We start from the raw sequence: 17,784 nt of genomic DNA, 5'->3' as shown, positions 1-17,784 counted from the left end.
AAAGGGAAAGGCCATGAGCGCGACCCGGATCCTGCTGGTCGACGACAACGATCAGGACCGCGCCATCACCGCCCGGGAATTGCAGCGCCAATTTCCGGAGTGCGAAGTCACCAGCGTTTCCACCCAGAGGGAGTTCGCCCGGGCGCTGAAAAACAAACCCTTCCACTTGGCGATCACCGATCTGCAGCTCCCCTGGTCCGACGGAATAACCCTGTTCCGGCGGATCCGGACGCAGGATCCCTCCTGTCCGGTGATCCTGTACACGGGCTCCAGCGGCAGCGAGGTCATGGCGCGCGCCCTGGAAGCCGGGGTGGATGATTTCGTCGTCAAGTCGATCGACCACCTGCCGCAATTAATCATGGCGGCGCGCATGGCGCTCGACCGCCGGAACGAACAACAGGCCGCCGGAAAAGCCGAAACCCGCTTCCAATTCCTATTCCAAACCCTTCCGATCGGTTTGCTGTTCATCGACCCCGGCGGAAATCTGCTGGACGTCAATCCGCGGATGGTATCCATGCTGGGGTATTCGGACCGGGAAAGCCTGCTCTCGCTTAAACGGGTGGGCTTCTTCGAGAACGGGGAGATTGAAAAGGATTTCCACCGGCGCCTGCGGGAATCCCCGGTTCTGAAAGGCTACGAAACCCGCCTGCGGCGCAGGGACGGCTCCCTGTTGTGGTGCAGTTTCTTCGCGCATCCGGTGGCCGGCGACGACGGCAAAACGCAATACTACGAAGCGGTCGTGGAGGACATCCAAGCCCGCAAGGAGGCCGAGCTGGCGCACTCCGAAAAAGAGCTGGAGATAAAACGCGTCAGCGACAGCCTCCGCGCGATCCTGGAGGCCGCGCCCAACCCCATCCTGGGAATCGACTCGCAAGGACGGATCGGCTTTGTTTGGAATCAAGCGGCGGAAGCGCTGTTGGGGATCCCCCGGGAAAACGCGTTCGGACGCAGTCTGCTCGAGCTGATCCCGGAATTGGCCGAGCATCTAAAAACGCCGCTGGCGGGCGCGGACAAAACATCCGCAGTTCGCCGCCTGACGGTTTCCTGTAGGCTGCCCGGGCGGCCCGCCCTCCACCTCAACGCCTCCGTCTCGCCCCTGCGCCCCGTATCCGGCGCACAAGCCGGACAAATCCTCGTGCTCACCGACGTCACCGCCCGGAAGGACGCCGAGGACACGCTGCGCCTGAACGAAGCCCGGTTGGAGTTGATCACCAACTCCGTTTCCGACATGTTGATGTTGCTCAGCGTGGAAGGGGAGGAAACCTTCCGCGTGATTTCGGTTAATCGGGCGGTGACGGAAAACACCGGCCGTTCCGCCGAATCCCTGGTCGGAAAAACCCTTCAGGATTTCCTGGGGGAATCGGTCATCCGCTGGAACGCCGAAAAGTTCAGGGAGGTTGTGCAATCCGGCCGGCCCCTCGACTACGTCCTCAGCACGCGCCCGCTCGGGCGTCCGCGGATCTGCATGGAAGTCCGGCTGAATCCAATCGCCGACCGCGACGGCCTCCCCGGCCACATCCTGGTGGTGGCGAGGAACATCACCGATCGGATTCAAAACGAACGGAAGACCCGGCACACGCTGCATGCTTTGCGGGAAAGCGAGCGCCGCTACCGCGCCCTGGCCGAAGCGGCGCCCGACATGGTCTTCATCCTCGACCGCGATCTGACCGTGGAGTACGTCAACCTCTTCTCCAGCCGGATGTTCAACCGCCCGGTGTCGGAGATCGTCGGCCGCTCGATGAGGGAACTGTTTCCGCCGGCCATCGCCCGGCGCCAAGCGGAATTCATCGGGCAGGTGTTCGATAGCGGGGAATCCGTGTACAGCGAAAACCCGTCTTGGATCGGCAGCCGGGAAATCTGGATGGGAACCTGGCTCGTCCCGATGCGGGATCCGAACGGCCGGATTTATTCGGTTCTAGGCGTGGCTCGCGACATCAGCGAACGGGTGCTGTCCGAGAAAGCCCTCAGGGAAAGCGAAGAACAATACCGCTCCCTGGTGCAAACCTCCCCCGACGCGATTACCCTGCACGGTCCATACGGCGCCTTGACCTTCGCCAACCAAAGGGCGCTCGAAATGCTCGGATGCGCGTCGATGGAGGATCTGCGCGGGACCACTCTGCCGGATCTGGCGCACCCGGACGAACGCCGGCAGGCCGAAGCCCAGCTTCAGGTTTTGATGCAGAGCGGGAGCCTGCGAAACGCCGAACTGTCCCTCCGGCGCAAAGACGGAGCCGCCGCCCCGATGGAGATCAACGCCTCCTGCATCCGGGATTTAGACGGGCGGATGAAGGGAATCACCTGCATTCTGCGCGACATCACCGCACGGCGGACGCGGGAGCGGGCGCTGATCGACAGCGAAGCGCGCTTCCGTGCGATGTTCGAAAAAACGGCCGTCGGAATCATCCTGATCGGATTAGACAAAAGGCTGATTACCGGCAATCCGGCCATCTGCGAGATGCTGGAAACGACTCGCGACGAACTTCTGGAGCGTTCACCGGAGGAACTCGTGCATCCCGAGGACCTCGCCGCGGCGGAGGCCCTGATTGAGGAAGTCCTGGGGAACCGGAGGGACCACTACCAGCAGGAAATCCGCCTCCGGACAAACACCGGCAAACCGATTTGGTGCCGGTTGACGGTTTCCGCCGTGACGGATTTCCGCAACGAACTGCAATTCGTGATCGCGATGGCGGAAGACATCTCCAAAGAGCGGGAAGCCGAACAGGCTAGCCGCCAAGCTTCCGAGGCCCTGCGGCGCTACACCGATCGGCTCGAAACCCTTCACGCAATCGACCGCGCGATCCTCGAAGCCCGCACCCCGGAAGACATCGCCCGCGCGGCTCTGGAGCGGATCCATCGGTTGCTGCCCATCCAACGCGGCAGCTTAATCCTGTTCGATTTTGAACGGGGCACGGCCGAGGCCCTCGAATCGCCGGCCGGGGCGGACGGCGGCTCGGGGAACCGACGCTTCATTCCCCTGGCTGAATTCACTCAAGAGATCTCGAAATTAAAAGCCGGCGAACTTGTCGCCGTGGACGATCTGCTGGCGGAGGAATCGCCCTCCGCCACCGAACGGCTTCTGCTGGCGCAGGGTCTTCGGGCTTACCTCAGCATCCCGTTGCGGTCGCGGGGCGAGCTCATCGGTGCGTTGGTCATCACCTCGGGGATCTCCGGCGCATTCACCCGGGAACATGCGGAGATCGCCAAAGAAGTTGCCGACTCGGTGACCGTGGCGATCCAACAAAGCCGCCTGTTACGCCAAGTGCGCCGCCACACGTTCGAGCTGGAGGCGGCTGCGGCCCTTAACCGGGACCTGCGGCTGATCTCCGAACGGGCCGGGATGCCGCAGATCGTGATCCGCCACCTCCAAAAAGGTTTGGATTGCGATTTTGCCGCGCTGTTGATCGCGGATCCGAGCCGGGGAAGGCTTGCCGTCGAGAAAACCAGCGAGGCCCATTCCAGACTGGAGGGCGTCAGCATTCCGCTTAAGGACAGCCTGAGCGGCGAGGCGGTCGAGGCGGGAACGCCCCTCCGTTGGAACGCGGCCGAGTTCGACGCCGGAAAACCGGAGTGCGCCGAATGGATGAGCGGCCTGCAAACGGCGGCTTGCGCTCCGATGACCTCGCGGGGGTCCCTGATCGGCGTGCTTTGGGCCGGACGGACTCCCCACGGCGGCGCCGGGGGATTCCACGGCGAGGATCTGCGGCTGATGGGGACGATCGCCGAGCTGGCAGGCAACACCCTGCACCGGGCCGAGCTGCACGAGCAGACCGAACAGCGCCTGCGGCGCCTCTCGGCGCTGCGGGCTGTGGACATGGCCATCAGCGCCAGCATCGATCTGCGCGTGACCCTCTCCGTTCTGCTCGACCAGGTGACCTCCCAACTGCAAGTGGATGCGGCGGCCATCCGCTTGTTAAACCCGCACTCCCAGACTCTGACCTATCTCGCCGGGCGCGGCGTGCAATCCACCGTCATCCCGCAGACTCCCGTCCTACTCGGCCAGGGGTACGCGGGCACCGCGGCGCTGGAGCGCCGGGTCGTCTCCGTTTCCCTGCCCTTCGAAACGGAAAACACCTATATGCGCCTGTTGCTGGAAAGCGACGATCGCTTCGTCTCCTACTTCGTTGCCCCCCTGCTGGCCAAAGGCCGGATCAAGGGCGTGCTGGAGTTGTTCCACCGGCGCGCTTTCCAGCCCGACGAGGAATGGATCGAATACCTGGAGGCGATGGCCACCCAGGCGGCCATCGCCATCGACAACGCCTCGCTGTTCGAAGACGTGGAGAAAACGAACACCGAGCTCATCGCCGCGTACGACGCCACCATCGAAGGCTGGTCGCGGGCCTTGGAACTCCGCGACCGCGAACCCCGGGGCCACACCCTGCGGGTGACCGACGTCACCATCCGCCTGGGGCGGATCATGGGGATGCCGGAGGAGGAGTTGGTGCACGTCCGGCGCGGCGCCCTGCTGCACGACATCGGCAAGATGGCCATCTCCGACACCCTGCTGTTGAAAGCCGGCCCGCTGGCGGACGAGGAAGCGGCCGTCATGCGCCGCCATCCGGCGTTCGCCCACGAGTTGCTGTCCCCGATCCAATATCTGCGGCCGGCGCTGGCCATCCCCTACTGCCACCATGAACGCTGGGACGGCTCGGGATATCCGCGCGGGCTGGAGAAGGAACAAATTCCGCTGGCGGCCAGGGTGTTCGCGGTCGTCGACGTGTGGGATACGCTGCGCTCGGACCGCCCCTACAGCGCCGCCTGGCCGGAGGAGAAGGTGCGCCGGTTCCTCCGCGACCAGAGCGGAAAGCAATTCGATCCGGCGGTGGTGGAGGCTTTCTTCACCATCATCGACGAGGAAATCCGGGACCGCGAATGAACCGCCGGCCGGTCTTCTTCCTGTTCCTGGACGGAGTCGGTTTGGGCCCCCCCGATTCGGGGATTAATCCCCTGCGGGCGGCGGAGATGCCGAACCTCAGGCGCCTGCTTGGCGAAAGGCCCCTGGATTTGGGGTTGGAGCCTTTCCACGGCAGGCAGGCTTCGTTCCGGCCGATCGACGCAACGTTGGGCGTGGAAGGGAATCCGCAATCCGCCACCGGACAATCCGCCCTGTTCACCGGCAGAAACGTTCCCCGGGCCATCGGCGAACATTACGGCCCCAAGCCGGACGCCCGCATCCGTCCCATTCTGGAGAAGCACAACCTGCTTGCGCGGCTGAGGGAATCCGGAAAGCGGGCCCGCTTGTTGAACGCCTACCCGGATTCCTATTTCGCGGCGGTTCGCAGCGGCCGGCGTCTGCACGCCGCGATCCCGATGGCCTTCGACCTGGCGCGGATCCCGCTCGCCACCGAGGCGGATCTCGACCGCGGAGAAGCCGTCTCGGCCGATTTCACCGGACGCGGCTGGCGCACGCGTCTGGCCCGGAAGCACACCCCCGTCTTGGATCCGGAAGAAGCCGGGAAGCGAATCGTCGGCCTGGCCCTGCGATTCGACTTCACCGTCTTCGACCATTGGCTTACGGACTACGCGGGCCACTACGGGGAAATGGCGGGCGCCGTCCGGCTGTTGAAAATCCTCGACCGCGCGATTCGGGGGATGGTTCAAGCCATGGAGGGCACGAATTTGGTCTTGCTCGTCACCTCAGACCACGGCAACCTGGAGGACCTTTCCGATCCGGGCCATTCGCGCAACCCCGTTCCCTTGCTGGCGGTCGGGCCGGAGGAGGCCCGGCGCCGCTTGGTCGAACCGGTCAAGGACCTGACCGGTTTCGCGCCTTCGGTGAAGAAGTACTTGCTCGAGGAATAATGCGGGTCCCCTCTCCCAATCATCCGCAAGAATCAAACGAAACGAAGAGCAACCTCCGGCCATTCCCCGGCATAGAAATCCGCCAATCCCGGCGAAACGCCCGTTCGCGGAGTCCGATACGCGGGGAGAACGCTCACAGCCGCAAAGCGCACAACGACAACCCTGTGGAAGCCTATGGGCCCTTTGTGCTTCATGCGGCAACCATCACCTTCGGCGAATGCCCGGAGATCATATCCCGGAGGGCTGTACGGATGTTTGCGGGCGGCAGGGAGGGGTAGGAATCGGAGGAATGGGCAACCGTCGATCCGCCGTTGGCGCGGCAGCGGCGGCTGCCTGTCCTCCGGCATTACATGATCCCCCGGCGGGAAACCAGTCCTCCGGAACCCTGCCAGGCCTACACCCCTTGCGGGTTATCTTCGCAAAGGATGTGTTAGAAAAAAGGGAAGGCGGGACAGGGTACGGCCGCTACTGGCCGGCGGCTTCGATCTTCTGCAACGCTTGGCGGGCGGCTTCCTGCGCCGCGATCTGTTTGCTGTTTCCGGTGCCCACTCCGAAAATCTCTTCGCCCACCAAAACTTCGATCGTGTACGTGCGGTCGTGGTCGGGTCCGTTCATGTTGACGACCCGGTAGCCCGGCGTGATCCCAAAGAGGGCTTGGGCTTTCTCCTGGAAAAGGCTTTTCGCGTCGCTGGTGGCGAATTCCTCGAAGAAGCGGTCGGATTCCCGATTGAAAAAGGGGGTGAGGAAGACATACGCCGTTTCCACCCCCTGGTCGAGGGCGACCGCGCCGATCAGCGCTTCAAAGGCGCCGCACAGGATTGTCGTCCGGTCCTGTCCGCCGGAAAGCCGCTCCCCTTTCCCGATGCGCAGGATCCGGTTTAACCCGAGACGGTGCGCGAACGCCGCCAGCGTCTCCGTCCGCACCAGGGCGGAGCGCATGCGCGTCAGATCGCCCTCCGGCAGTTCGGGGAAGTGCTGGTACAGCCAATACGCGGCCAAATAATCCAGGACGGCGTCGCCGAGGAATTCCAGGCGCTCGTAATTCTCGCCCGCCCCGGGACTCTCGTTGGTGAATGAGCTGTGGGTGAGGGCGCGGACAACCAACCCGGGATTGGCAAAGGTCAGCCCGGTGATTTCTTCCACGGCGGCCGCCGTGGGATGGCGGGCGCCGGACAAAGAGGAAGCAGCCGGATGCGGCGAATCGTCCACGGGCAATCTGCGGTGTGACCGCTACCCTTCGAAGGCGCGGATGACCAGTACGGCGTTGTGCCCGCCGAAACCGAAGGCGTTGCTGACCGCCACCCTGACCGGCATTTCGCGGCCGGTGTTCGGGACGTAGTCCAGGTCGCAATCCGGATCCGGAGTTGAATAATGGATGGTCGGGGGGATCCTCCCGTCGCGGATCGCCAGCATGCAGAAGACGGCTTCCAGCGCGCCGGTGGTCCCCATCATGTGCCCGGTCATCGATTTGGTGGAGGAGACGGGGATCTTGTACGCGCGCTGGCCGAAGGCGCGCTTGATGGCCCGGGTCTCCGCACGGTCGTTCAACACCGTCCCGGTGCCATGGGCATTGATGTAATCGACGTCCTGCGGCTTCACGTTGGCCGACGCCAGGGCGAGTTCGATGGCGCGGGCGCTTCCCGAGCCGTCTTCGGCAGGCGCGGTGATGTGGAACGAATCCATGGTGGCGCCGTACCCGGCGAGTTCGGCGAGGATCTTCGCGCCGCGCCGGCGGGCGAAGGCCAGGCTTTCCATCACCAGCACCGCCGCCCCCTCGCCCATCACTAAGCCGTCGCGGTTCTTGTCGAAAGGCTTCGGGATCTCCAGGGATTCTCCGCTGGTCATGGCTCCCAAGCGCACGAAGGCGCCCATCCCCAGCTCACAGATCGTCGCGTCGGTCGATCCGGCGATCATGGCGTCCGCCTCGCCGGAACGGATCAGGCGCCATGCGGCGCCGATGCCGTCCGCGCCGGAGGCACAGGCGGAGGCGATCGAATATCCGGGGCCGCGGGCTCCGAATTCGATCCCCACCAAGCCCGCGGCGCCGTTGGGCATCAGCATCGGAATGGTGAACGGGGAAAGCTTGCGCGGGCCCTGGGTGATCAGCTGGCGGGCGGCTTCCTGGATGGTGATCATGCCCCCGATCGTGGTGGCGATCACCACCCCCACCCGCTCGCCGTGGGAGCGGACGTCTAAACCGGATTGGCCGACCGCCTGGCGGGCGGCGGCGAGGGCGAATTGCTGGAAGCGTTCGATCCGCCGGGCGGTGCGGGCGTCCATAAAATCCGCGGGGTCGAATCCCTTCACCTCGCAGGCGATCTTCACCGGAAGATTCGACGGATCAAACTGCTGGATAACACCGGCGGCGGACAGGCCGGCCAGGGCGTTGTTCCATGACCTCTCCGGATCCAATCCCAGGGGATTGACCGTTCCGGCCCCGGTGATGACTACGCGTTCCATCGGCACCTCGCTTTGCTCCTGCGCCTCGCCGCAGGCGATTCCGAACCTGCGGCATCCCATACGGTTTTCGCCGGCGCTTCTTTGATTTCGGAAACCTCCGATTAATCCGCGATTATAGGACAAAATCCTGCACCTTACTACCCTGGATAGGCTTCGGTTGCGGCCCGGCGGCACCCTGATATAATCGAAAGGAATACGGGATTTCCCCCAGGAGACCTCCTCTGAACACTCAGCGCATGACCAACTCCCTGCGCCAGCACACGGGTCAGACCGCTTCCTTGGTCGTCGGCACCACCCTGGAGAACCGTTACCTGGTCATCCGGGTCATCGGCAGCGGCGGCATGAGTTGGGTGTATCAAGGCCGGGACATGCGGTTCCCGAGCGTCACCCGACTGGTGGCCATCAAGGAGATGCTCAATCCCAGCAAGGACGCCGCGGTCCGCGCCACGGCCGTCCAGAGTTTCGAGCGCGAAGCCAATTTGCTGGCCACGCTGAACCATCCGGCGATCCCCCGCATCTACGATTATTTCACCATCAGCGAGCGGTCCTTTTTGGTTATGGAATTCGTCAACGGGAAGGACCTGGAGGCGATTCTCACCGAAAGCAGCGACTTCCTGCCCGTCAGCCAGATCGCCCACTGGGGCGCCGATCTGTGCAACGTGATCCACTACCTTCATCACCACCAGCCGCCGGTTATCTTCCGCGACATCAAACCGTCGAACATCATGTCCGACGAGCACGAGAACATCCGTCTGGTGGATTTCGGCATCGCCAAGCTTTTCGAACCGGACCGCAAGGGAACGATGATCGGCACCGAGGGCTATTCTCCGCCCGAGCAATACCGGGGCGAAGCCGGGCCGCTGTCCGACATCTACGCCCTCGGGGCGACTCTGCACCACCTCCTCTCGCGCCGGGATCCGCGGATCGAACCGCCCTTCTCCTGGCACGACCGCCCCCTGCGCCAGATCAACCCGGCGGTTCCGGAAGGGCTGGACCAAGCGATCATGAAAGCTTTGGCCTACGAGCCCTCGCAGCGGTTCCCGGACATGAAAACTTTCGGCGCCGTCCTCGCCCAATTCCAGGAGGGCGGACGCCCGGTCATCTTCCAGACGCCGGCCGGGATGCCCGGCGCATCCGAAGCCGGGCCCGCCCCGTCGGGAAACGAGATCCGACCCAAATGGGTTTTTTCCTGCGAGGACGAAATCCGCGGCACGCCCGTGATCCACAAAGGCATGGTGCTGGCCGGGGCCTACGACAACAACCTGTATGCGATCAAGCCCGCCAACGGCGAATTCATCTGGAAATACGCCGCGGAAGGCGGGCTGACCGGAAGGCCGGCGATCTCGGAAGACATGATCTTCGTCGGATCGGAAGACAAGCGGGTGCACGCCGTCAGCCTCAACAACGGCAAAGCGGCGTGGACCTACTACACCGAGGGGCCGGTGCGCTCCTCCCCCGCCATCGCCGAAGGGCACGTCTTTATCGGATCCGACGATTCCAAGCTGCATGCCGTCAACGCCCTCTACGGGCGGGGAGCCTGGAAAACCGAGGTCGATGGGCCGATTCGCTCAACCCCGCTGGTCAGCGGCGACAGGATTTATTTCGGGTGCGAGAGCAACGACGTGTATGCCGTGGACCTGCGGGGCGAGATTAAATGGAAATTCCACGCCAAGCGGCCCGTCACGTCCTCCCCGTGCGAGGCGAACGGCCTGCTGTATTTCGGGTCGGTCGACTGCCTGTTGTACGCCGTCGACATAAAATCCGGCTGGGTGGTTTGGCGGTTCCGCAGCGGCCACGCGATCATCTCCTCGCCGGCCATCGCCCAGGGCATCGTCGTGTTCGGCTCCGCCGACGGGCGGATCTACGCCGTCGACGCCAATTCCAGCAAAGAAAAATGGCATTTCGACACCGAGGGGCAGGTGACCGGCAATCCGCTCATCTGGCAAGGCATGGTCTTCTGCGGCTCGGTCGACAACCACCTCTATTGCCTGGAACTCCTCAGCGGCAAACTGCGCTGGAAATTTCCCACCGGCGGCCCGATCACCGGGGGAATTACGGCCAACGAGGAAATGCTCGTCTTCGGATCCACGGACCACAAACTCTACGCGCTGCCGCTGTAGGCAGGAAGACAGGAGACTGGTTTGGCTCCCATTACCCGCATCCGCACACGCCGCAGCACCAAATCGAAGCCCGCCGCCGAGTTGCCGCACGACATTCCGATGTTCCGCACCGGGATCGCCTACGACGTCGGCCGGGTCCGCCAATCCAACGAGGACTGCCTGATCGTCCACACCTCGCTGCAGCAAGGCGATTCGGTATCCCCTTATTACGGGCTGTTCCTGGTCGCGGACGGCATGGGCGGCCACGAGCTGGGCGAGCGGGCCAGCCTGCTGGCGGCCCAAACCTTCGCCCGCGAGGTTGTCGGAAAATTCGGCGCCCAATGGATGGGCGGCGCGGCGGAGCAAACCGAGTCGATCCAGGAGATCCTGGAATCCTCCATGGTCCAGGCCAACCAGGCGGTGATGCTGAATCTTCCGGGCTCCGGGACAACCCTGACCGCGGCGCTGATCTTCAGCCGCCAGGTGTTCCTGACCCACGTCGGCGACAGCCGGGCGTATTTCGTCGGCAAGGAAATCCGCCAGATCACCCACGACCACTCGCTGGTGCAGCGGTTGGTGGATCAGGGTCACATCTCGACGGAGGAAGCCGGCCGCTTCGCCCAGCGCAACGTCCTCCTGCGGGCGGTCGGTCAGGTCGAGGGGATCGAGACCGACTTCCTGACCGTGCCGTGGGAATACGGTTCGCGCCTGATGCTGTGCACCGACGGATTGTGGGGCGTGCTGTCGGATTCCGAGATCCTGCGGATTTCCAAGAATTATCCTTCGCCGCAAGACGCCGCCGTCGCCCTCGCCCGCCAGGCCAACACGATGGGCGGCCCGGACAACATATCGGTGGTCATCGTAGAGATGACAGGGGAAAAATGAGCAGCGCCAGCCCCAGCAAGGAACCGCTGTACATGGAAGTCCATGTCAGCCGACCCGTCCTGCGGGCCCTCGACGAGCCGCAAGTGCTGTACGCGATGGCGACCGTCCAGCCCTCGCAGCAGGAATCCGAACCGATCCCTCCGCCGCTGAACCTGAGCCTGGTTCTCGACCGTTCGACCTCGATGGCCGGGGAACGGCTCGACACCGCCAGGATCTCCGCCGAAAACATCATCACCCAGCTTCGTCCGCAGGACAAGATCGCCGTCGTCACCTTCAGCGACCGGGCGGAAGTGCTGCTGTCGACTGAGTTGTCGCTGCCGATGTCGGAAGCCCGCCAGCGGTTGAGTTTGATCCAGGCCAACGGGGGTACGGAAATTTACCAGGGGCTGTCGGCCGGCGTGAATCAGCTGCGCCAGGTGCGGCATCCTAAATCCGTGGACCACGTCCTCCTGCTGACCGACGGACGGACGTATGGCGACGAGGCGGCCTGCCTGCAACTGGCCGAAGAAATGGCGCAGGAAGGCATCGAGATCACCGCGATGGGGATCGGCGAGGAGTGGAACGACCTGTTCCTCGATTCGCTGGCCACCAAAACCGGCGGGCAAGCCGTCTACATCGACAACCTCGCTTCGCTGGGTCCGTTCCTGCAGCAGAAGTTTCAAGGCCTCGGCCAAGTGCATGCCGACCAGGTGGTCGTGGAGGTGGAAACAACGCCCGGCGTCACCCTGCACTCGGCCTTCCGGGTCAATCCGGCCCCGATGCCGCTGGTCGAAGGCCACATGTTGCGGCTGGGTACGCTGTTCTCCGGGAACAACATCACCTTGTTGATGGAATTCCTCATCCCGCCGATCACGCCGATGGATTCGTTCGAGATCAGCCGCCTGCACCTCGGAGCGCACCTCGCCAAACGGGCGACCAACTTGCGGACGATTCTTTCGCTGAGTCTGCCGGTCGTGTCCGAGCCGGTCCCGGCGCCCATACCCGGCACGCTCCTGGCGGCCGTGCGGAACGTCAACCTGGCCCGCCTGCAGGAAAAGGCCCTGGCCGACGCGCAAACCGGCCACTTGAACCTGGCGAAGACGCGCCTCGAGCGGATCGCCACCCGGCTGTTCGAAATGGGCGAACCGGATTTGGCGAACACGGTCCTCAGCGAATCTTCCCAGCTCCGCCGCACCCATGCGATCTCGGAAAAGGGCAAGAAGGCGGTCAAATACGGAACCCGCAGTCTGGTGGATCCCAAGCACGGAGGCAGGCCGAAATGATCTCCTGCCACGTTTGCCACGCCTCGGTGTACTACGGAACCTTATTCTGCCCGGAATGCTGCGCCCGGGTCAGCGAAGACAGTTCCTCGCCCACCAACGCACTGCCCGCAGCGAAGGCGGCGGAAATGATCTCTCGAAAAGCAAGCGAAACCTCCCATGCCCCGCTGAGGGCGACCGATTCGATCGCGTTGAAGGTGGCCGGCAACAACGTGGGCATCCCCCTGTTCGGACAGCAGGAATACATCCTCGGACGGGCGGAGAAAGGACAGGCGGTCATCCCCGACATCGACCTGAACCGGTTCGGGGCGCACGAAAAGGGGGTTTCCCGCCTGCATTGCCACCTGCGCTTCGAAGGCGACATGCTGCTGGCGATCGATCTGGGCAGCGCCAACGGCACGTTCGTCAACGACGTGCGCGTTCTGCCGGATCATCCGGCGACCCTGTCCGACGGAGACATCCTCCGTTTGGGAAACCTGATCATCGAAGTCACCCGCCAAATAGGAGGACAATAATCCCATGGCCATCTCCGTCCTAGTCCACCTCACCAACGAAGACGCGGTGATGGGGGAAGTGGAGGCCCTGCCCGCGGCCGACGCGAACTACATCACCGTCGCCAACCCCCGCCGCCGGGATGGGAAGGACCTGCCCTACCTGCAGCCGAACGTCAGCACGGTGATCTGGTCGATCCACCGCATATCCTTCATCGAAGTGATGCCGGGCGAAGCGGAAGAAAAATTGGTCACCTTCGTCCGGGAGTAACCCCCGTGAGCGGATCCGATCGCCGCCGGGTGTTGGTCGTCGACGACGAACCGCGGATGGTGCGGTTCATCCGGCTGAATTTGGAGCAGGACGGCTTCGACGTGGTCGAAGCGCAAAGCGGCACCGAAGCCCTGGAGCAGCTGCGGAATGCGATTCCGGACCTGGTGCTGCTCGATGTCATGCTGCCCGACATCGACGGATTCGAAACCCTGCGGATGATCCGCGAGTTCTCGCAGGTGCCGATCCTGATGGTCACCGCCAAAGGGGAGGAGGACGACCGGGTGCGGGGGCTGGAGCGCGGCGCGGACGATTACATCACCAAACCCTTCAGCCCGAGGGAACTGGCCAGCCGGATCCGGGCGGTGCTCCGACGCGAAGAGATGCCCCGCACGGCCGCCCATCAGCCGATCGTGGTCGACGACCGGCTGACGATCGACTTCGACCGGCGGGAGATTCTGGTGCAAGGCAAGCCGGTCGCCCTGCGCCCCACCGAGTACCGGCTGTTGTACCACTTGGTCCAGAACGCCGGGCGGGTGGTTACTCACGACCAGCTGTTGGCCAAAGTCTGGGGATACGAATACCGCGAGGAAACGCACTACCTGCGCCTGTACGTGAACTATCTGCGGCAGAAGCTGGAAAATGATCCGGCCGATCCCAAATACATCCTGACCGAGCGGGGAGTCGGATACCGGTTCGCAGACTATCGCCGGGCTTCCCGCCCGGCGGGCGAGCCCGCCGCCACCGCCGGAAAGCCGTCCGAAGGCGCCGGGCCGAATAATCCGTCCCCCGAGGGATCCCATGGCGTGGATCAAGGACCTGATTAAAAGCCTGCGGCCGAAGCAGTGGCCGAAGAACGTATTTCTTTTCGCCGCCCTGGTGTTCGACCGCCAGTTCTTCCTTCCCGAGCCTCTGCTGCGCACCGCCGCCGGCTTCCTCCTGCTGTGCCTGGCCTCCGGATCGGTCTACCTCATCAACGACATCGCCGACCGCAACCAGGACCGGCTCCATCCCTCGAAGCGCAAGCGGCCGATCGCTTCTGGCCGGCTGTCCGTCCCGACCGCGGCGGCCTCCGCCGCGGTCCTGATGGCCGCCACCCTCGCGGCAGCGCACGTCCTTGCCCCGCCTTTTGCCGTCCTGGCCGCCGTTTACATTCTGTTGAACTTCGCCTACTCCTTCTGGCTCAAACACGTTCCGGTCGTCGACGCGTTGATGGTAGCCTTCTTCTTCGTCCTGCGCGTCGTCGGCGGCGTCCTGCTGATCACCGTCGAGCGGTTCTCGCCCTGGATGTACGTCTGCATGACCCTCCTGGCGTTGTTCATTTCCTTCGGCAAGCGGCGGTCGGAAATCCTCCTGCTGGAGGAGGGCGCCTCCAACCACCGGCGGGTGCTGAGGGGCTACTCGATTCCGCTGCTCGACAGCTACATCCAGATCGTCTCCGCGGCTACGATCGTGGCCTATTCGTTCTACACCTTCGAAGCCCCCAACCTGCCCGAAAACCACGCGATGATGCTGACCATCCCCTTCGTCGTGTACGGGCTCTTCCGCTACCTCTACCTGGTCCAGATCGAACACATCGGCGGCGCCCCCGAAGAACTGGTCCTCACGGACCGCCCGCTGCAGGCCGCCATCCTGCTCTGGGGATTGGCCGCCATGATGATCCTTTACCTGTGGACATAACTCACCGGGCCACCGCTTGCGGAAAAATCATCCTCCTTGGGGAGCATGCCGTGGTTTACGGTTTCCCCGCCGTCGCCGTCCCCGTCCGCGGGCTGCGCGCCGCGGCGGAGTATTCGGCGGCGGGCCCTGCCCCTTGCCTGATCGAAGCTCCGGATATCGGGCTGCACGCCGCGCTAAACGACCTTCCGCCAGACAATCCCCTTGCCTTCTGCGTCCGGCATGCCGCGGCGGCTTTGAAGCTGGATCTCGCCGGAGGCCGGCTGACCGTCGTCTCGCAAATTCCCGTCGCCTCCGGGCTTGGATCGGGCGCCGCGGTCTCGACGGCCGTAGTCCGGGCACTGGCTTCCGCCGCCGGCCGGACTTCTTCCCCCATGGAAATCTCGCAGATCGTCTACGAGGTGGAGCGGATTCACCACGGCACCCCTTCGGGCGTGGACAACACGGTGATCGCCTTCGAAAGCCCGGTGTTTTTCCGGCGCGGGGAGGAACCGCAACTCGTCGCCGCCGGGGCGCCGATGGACCTGCTGATCGCCGACAGCGGGATGCGCAGCAAGACCCGGGACGCCGTCGGCGGCGTCCGCGAACGCCGACAAGCGGATCCTCAGCGCTACGACGGACTGTTTCGGAAGATCGGGGAGCTGGCGGAGGAGGGACGCCGGCTGCTGGAAGCCGGCCAAGCCGCGCCGCTTGGAGCCGCGATGAATCGCTGCCACGGCCTCTTGACGAATCTCGGGGTCAGTACGCCGCTCTTGGACCGAATGGCGGACGCCGCGCGCCAGGCGGGCGCGTTCGGCGCAAAACTTACCGGGGCCGGCTTGGGCGGGAACGTCATCGCGCTGGTCGATCCGGCCAGGATTCCCGAGGTGGAAGCCGCCCTGACCGCGTCCGGAGCGGCCGCCGTCTACCGCACAAACCTCGAACGATAGCCCCGTCCGCTTTGCGGCCGCCGGGTTAAAGCTATCGTGACAGTGCGATTCGATGTTATGATAATCCCGGCGGAGAACCCCGGACGCGGATCCCCGCGGCCGAAACATCCGGTCCCCTAGAAAAACCAGGTCTCGCCTTGATGACAATCGATGCCGGCGAATCGCGGGTCCCCAAGCCGTCTTTTTGGGGAAAGGCCTTGCCCATCCTGGCTCGGGCGGGCCTTTTGCTGTTGGTCATCGTCCTGACGGTCGGAATTTACGTATTGCGGGATCAAGCCAGATGGCTGGTGAGTCTGGGGTACGTCGGAATCTTTCTGCTGTCGATCCTCGCCAACGCGACGATCATCCTGCCGGCGCCCGGCGTGGCGTTTGTGTTCGGCCTCGGCGCGGTCTACAATCCTCTGCTGGTCGCTCTGGCGGCCGGCGCCGGATCGGCGATCGGCGAGTTGTCCGGCTACTTGGCCGGATATTCCGGGAACATCGTCATCCGGAACCGCAAATACGCCGATCAGATGACGGAGTGGATGCGCAAATACGGCCCGTGGACGATCCTCGTCCTCGGCTTCATCCCCAATCCGATCTTCGATCTGGCGGGAATCGTCGCCGGGATGTTGAAGATGCCGATGTGGCGGTTCCTGGTATTCTGCATGATCGGGAAGATAATAAAAATGCTGTTGTTCGCCTACGCCGGATCGCTGTCGATTCCCTGGCTGACGCCGGAGTAGCATCCGCCGGGCAAAAAGAGCCGGAAATCATCCGGGACCGGCCCTGCTCCGCCCGCTCCTGGAAACCAGTGGCTGTTAACTCCCCCCGGTTCCCGGTTTTCCTACCCGCTATCGACACCCCCGCTGGGCGAAGGCCGGCGCGGGCTTGACCGGCGATGCCACGACCGATTGCCGGGCGCAGACGGACTTCGCATCTCTTTGGCTCGCCGCCCTTGCCCCCGTTCTTGTTCGATCCTAATCCCCCTGCAGGGCTTCACTCCCCCGCATCACATATTGCAGGAATTTGCGGATCCCCCTTCCCTGCCGCAGGTACCCGATGGATTCGCGGAGGGCGGCGGCCTTTAATCCGAACAGCCGCGAGAGGCTGTTGGCTTCGCAGGTGCTCGGCACCGCCAGGTAGTCCATCCAAAACGGCGTAAACGGGGAATGGGGAAGCCCCCAATCCATCAGCCACAAACCCGAGCGGGCGAGCGGAGGCCAAAGCGGGACGATCATCCGCGGCGCCCGGATCGCGTCCAGCACGGTCTCCACGATCTGTTGGAAGGAAAGATGCTCCGGCCCGCCGATGGAGAGGATCTCGCCGATGTAGCGGTCCTCGGCCAGGCAGTATTCCATGCAGGCCGCCAAATCCTCCACCCACAGGGGCTGGAGGTAGGTATCCATCTCCGGAATGAAGAAGACCGCCGGGAGCAAGTGCGCGAAAAGCGCGACGGCGTTGGTGAACGAATCGCCGGCTCCGAAAACGAGGGAAGAGCGGAGAATGAGCGCGGGGATGCCGCTGTTCATTAACGCGTTCTCGGCGATTCCCTTGGCCTGAAGAAACGGATAGGCCGAGCTCCGATCGGCCCCCAGATGGCTGAGGTAGAGGATCCGCTTCACCCCGGCGGCCTTCGCCGATGCCAGGAGGTTGCGGGTTCCCTCGACGTCGACCGCAAACAGATCGCGCCGGCGGTGCTCCCCCTCGGCGCTGGCCAAGTGGACGATCGCATCGATACCCGCCGCGGCGGCGCGCAACCCGCCTTCATCCTCAAACGAAGCGACGACCACCTCCGCGCGGGGGACGGGCATCGGCGGCAGGCGCGGGGAAGGCCGGACCAACAAACGCAGCGAATGCCCGCGGCCGGCCAGAACCCGGCTGACCACCCGGCCGATGAACCCGGTGGACCCGGTGACGAGGATCTTTAACGGCATC

14 protein-coding genes are annotated in these 17,784 nt (G+C 64.1%); 11 read left to right on the top strand and 3 right to left on the bottom strand.

The window, feature by feature from the left end:
• The first annotated feature begins 13 nt into the window (after nucleotides 1–13).
• Both JW929_14975 and JW929_14970 read left to right on the top strand, forming a co-directional pair.
• A complete protein-coding gene (locus JW929_14975) occupies nucleotides 14–4,873 on the top strand; it encodes a PAS domain S-box protein (GenBank protein ID MBN1440707.1) in 4,860 nt (1,619 codons plus the stop codon).
• Nucleotides 4,870–5,799, top strand: coding sequence for a hypothetical protein (locus tag JW929_14970; GenBank protein ID MBN1440706.1), 930 nt, complete (start codon nucleotides 4,870–4,872; stop codon nucleotides 5,797–5,799). The genes JW929_14975 and JW929_14970 overlap by 4 nt, the downstream gene beginning before the upstream one ends.
• 465 nt (nucleotides 5,800–6,264) lie before the next feature.
• Here the strand turns inward: JW929_14970 and rnc are convergent, their stop codons facing one another.
• Together rnc and fabF are read right to left on the bottom strand one after the other, a co-directional pair.
• On the bottom strand, nucleotides 6,265–7,008 hold the full coding sequence (gene rnc, locus JW929_14965) for a ribonuclease III (protein ID MBN1440705.1): 744 nt from the start codon (nucleotides 7,006–7,008) through the stop codon (nucleotides 6,265–6,267).
• A gap of 21 nt (nucleotides 7,009–7,029) precedes the next feature.
• A complete protein-coding gene (gene fabF, locus JW929_14960; protein ID MBN1440704.1) occupies nucleotides 7,030–8,319 on the bottom strand; it encodes a beta-ketoacyl-ACP synthase II in 1,290 nt (429 codons plus the stop codon).
• A 176-nt stretch (nucleotides 8,320–8,495) separates the two neighbouring features.
• Between fabF and JW929_14955 the strand changes: the two genes are divergently transcribed.
• The 9 genes from JW929_14955 (at nucleotide 8,496) to JW929_14915 (ending at nucleotide 16,592) form a co-directional block, all read left to right on the top strand.
• On the top strand, nucleotides 8,496–10,379 hold the full coding sequence (locus tag JW929_14955; protein ID MBN1440703.1) for a serine/threonine-protein kinase: 1,884 nt from the start codon (nucleotides 8,496–8,498) through the stop codon (nucleotides 10,377–10,379).
• A 21-nt stretch (nucleotides 10,380–10,400) separates the two neighbouring features.
• Nucleotides 10,401–11,243 carry a serine/threonine-protein phosphatase gene (locus JW929_14950; protein MBN1440702.1) on the top strand — a complete coding sequence of 281 codons (843 nt, stop codon included), beginning with the start codon at nucleotides 10,401–10,403 and terminating at the stop codon, nucleotides 11,241–11,243.
• Nucleotides 11,240–12,505 (top strand): VWA domain-containing protein, encoded by a 1,266-nt coding sequence (locus JW929_14945; protein MBN1440701.1) that lies wholly within the window; start codon nucleotides 11,240–11,242, stop codon nucleotides 12,503–12,505. Before JW929_14950 ends, JW929_14945 begins: the two co-directional genes overlap by 4 nt.
• Nucleotides 12,502–13,017: an FHA domain-containing protein gene (locus JW929_14940; GenBank protein ID MBN1440700.1), complete on the top strand. Its 516-nt coding sequence runs from the start codon at nucleotides 12,502–12,504 to the stop codon at nucleotides 13,015–13,017. The genes JW929_14945 and JW929_14940 overlap by 4 nt, the downstream gene beginning before the upstream one ends.
• A 4-nt stretch (nucleotides 13,018–13,021) precedes the next feature.
• Entirely contained in the window at nucleotides 13,022–13,264 is a 243-nt protein-coding gene (locus tag JW929_14935; GenBank protein ID MBN1440699.1) for a hypothetical protein, read from the top strand.
• A gap of 56 nt (nucleotides 13,265–13,320) precedes the next feature.
• A complete protein-coding gene (locus JW929_14930) occupies nucleotides 13,321–14,088 on the top strand; it encodes a response regulator transcription factor (protein MBN1440698.1) in 768 nt (255 codons plus the stop codon).
• The gene (locus JW929_14925) at nucleotides 14,063–14,941 is read left to right on the top strand and encodes a decaprenyl-phosphate phosphoribosyltransferase (protein MBN1440697.1); all 879 of its coding nucleotides are present in this window, start codon (nucleotides 14,063–14,065) and stop codon (nucleotides 14,939–14,941) included. Before JW929_14930 ends, JW929_14925 begins: the two co-directional genes overlap by 26 nt.
• Before the next feature lie 50 nt (nucleotides 14,942–14,991).
• Complete coding sequence (gene mvk / locus JW929_14920) at nucleotides 14,992–15,867, top strand: mevalonate kinase (protein ID MBN1440696.1); 876 nt, start codon at nucleotides 14,992–14,994, stop codon at nucleotides 15,865–15,867.
• Nucleotides 15,868–16,064: 197 nt separating this feature from the next.
• Nucleotides 16,065–16,592, top strand: coding sequence for a VTT domain-containing protein (locus JW929_14915; GenBank protein ID MBN1440695.1), 528 nt, complete (start codon nucleotides 16,065–16,067; stop codon nucleotides 16,590–16,592).
• 234 nt (nucleotides 16,593–16,826) lie between these two features.
• On the opposite strand, the gene JW929_14910 is transcribed toward JW929_14915, so the two are convergent.
• The gene (locus JW929_14910; GenBank protein MBN1440694.1) at nucleotides 16,827–17,783 is read right to left on the bottom strand and encodes an NAD(P)H-binding protein; all 957 of its coding nucleotides are present in this window, start codon (nucleotides 17,781–17,783) and stop codon (nucleotides 16,827–16,829) included.
• Nucleotide 17,784: the final 1 nt, after the last annotated feature.

The organism is Anaerolineales bacterium (assembly GCA_016928575.1).
Lineage (GTDB): Bacteria > Chloroflexota > Anaerolineae > Anaerolineales > RBG-16-64-43 > JAFGKK01.
Note: the sequence above shows the minus strand (reverse complement) of the source record. Positions and strands in the feature narration are given on the sequence as shown.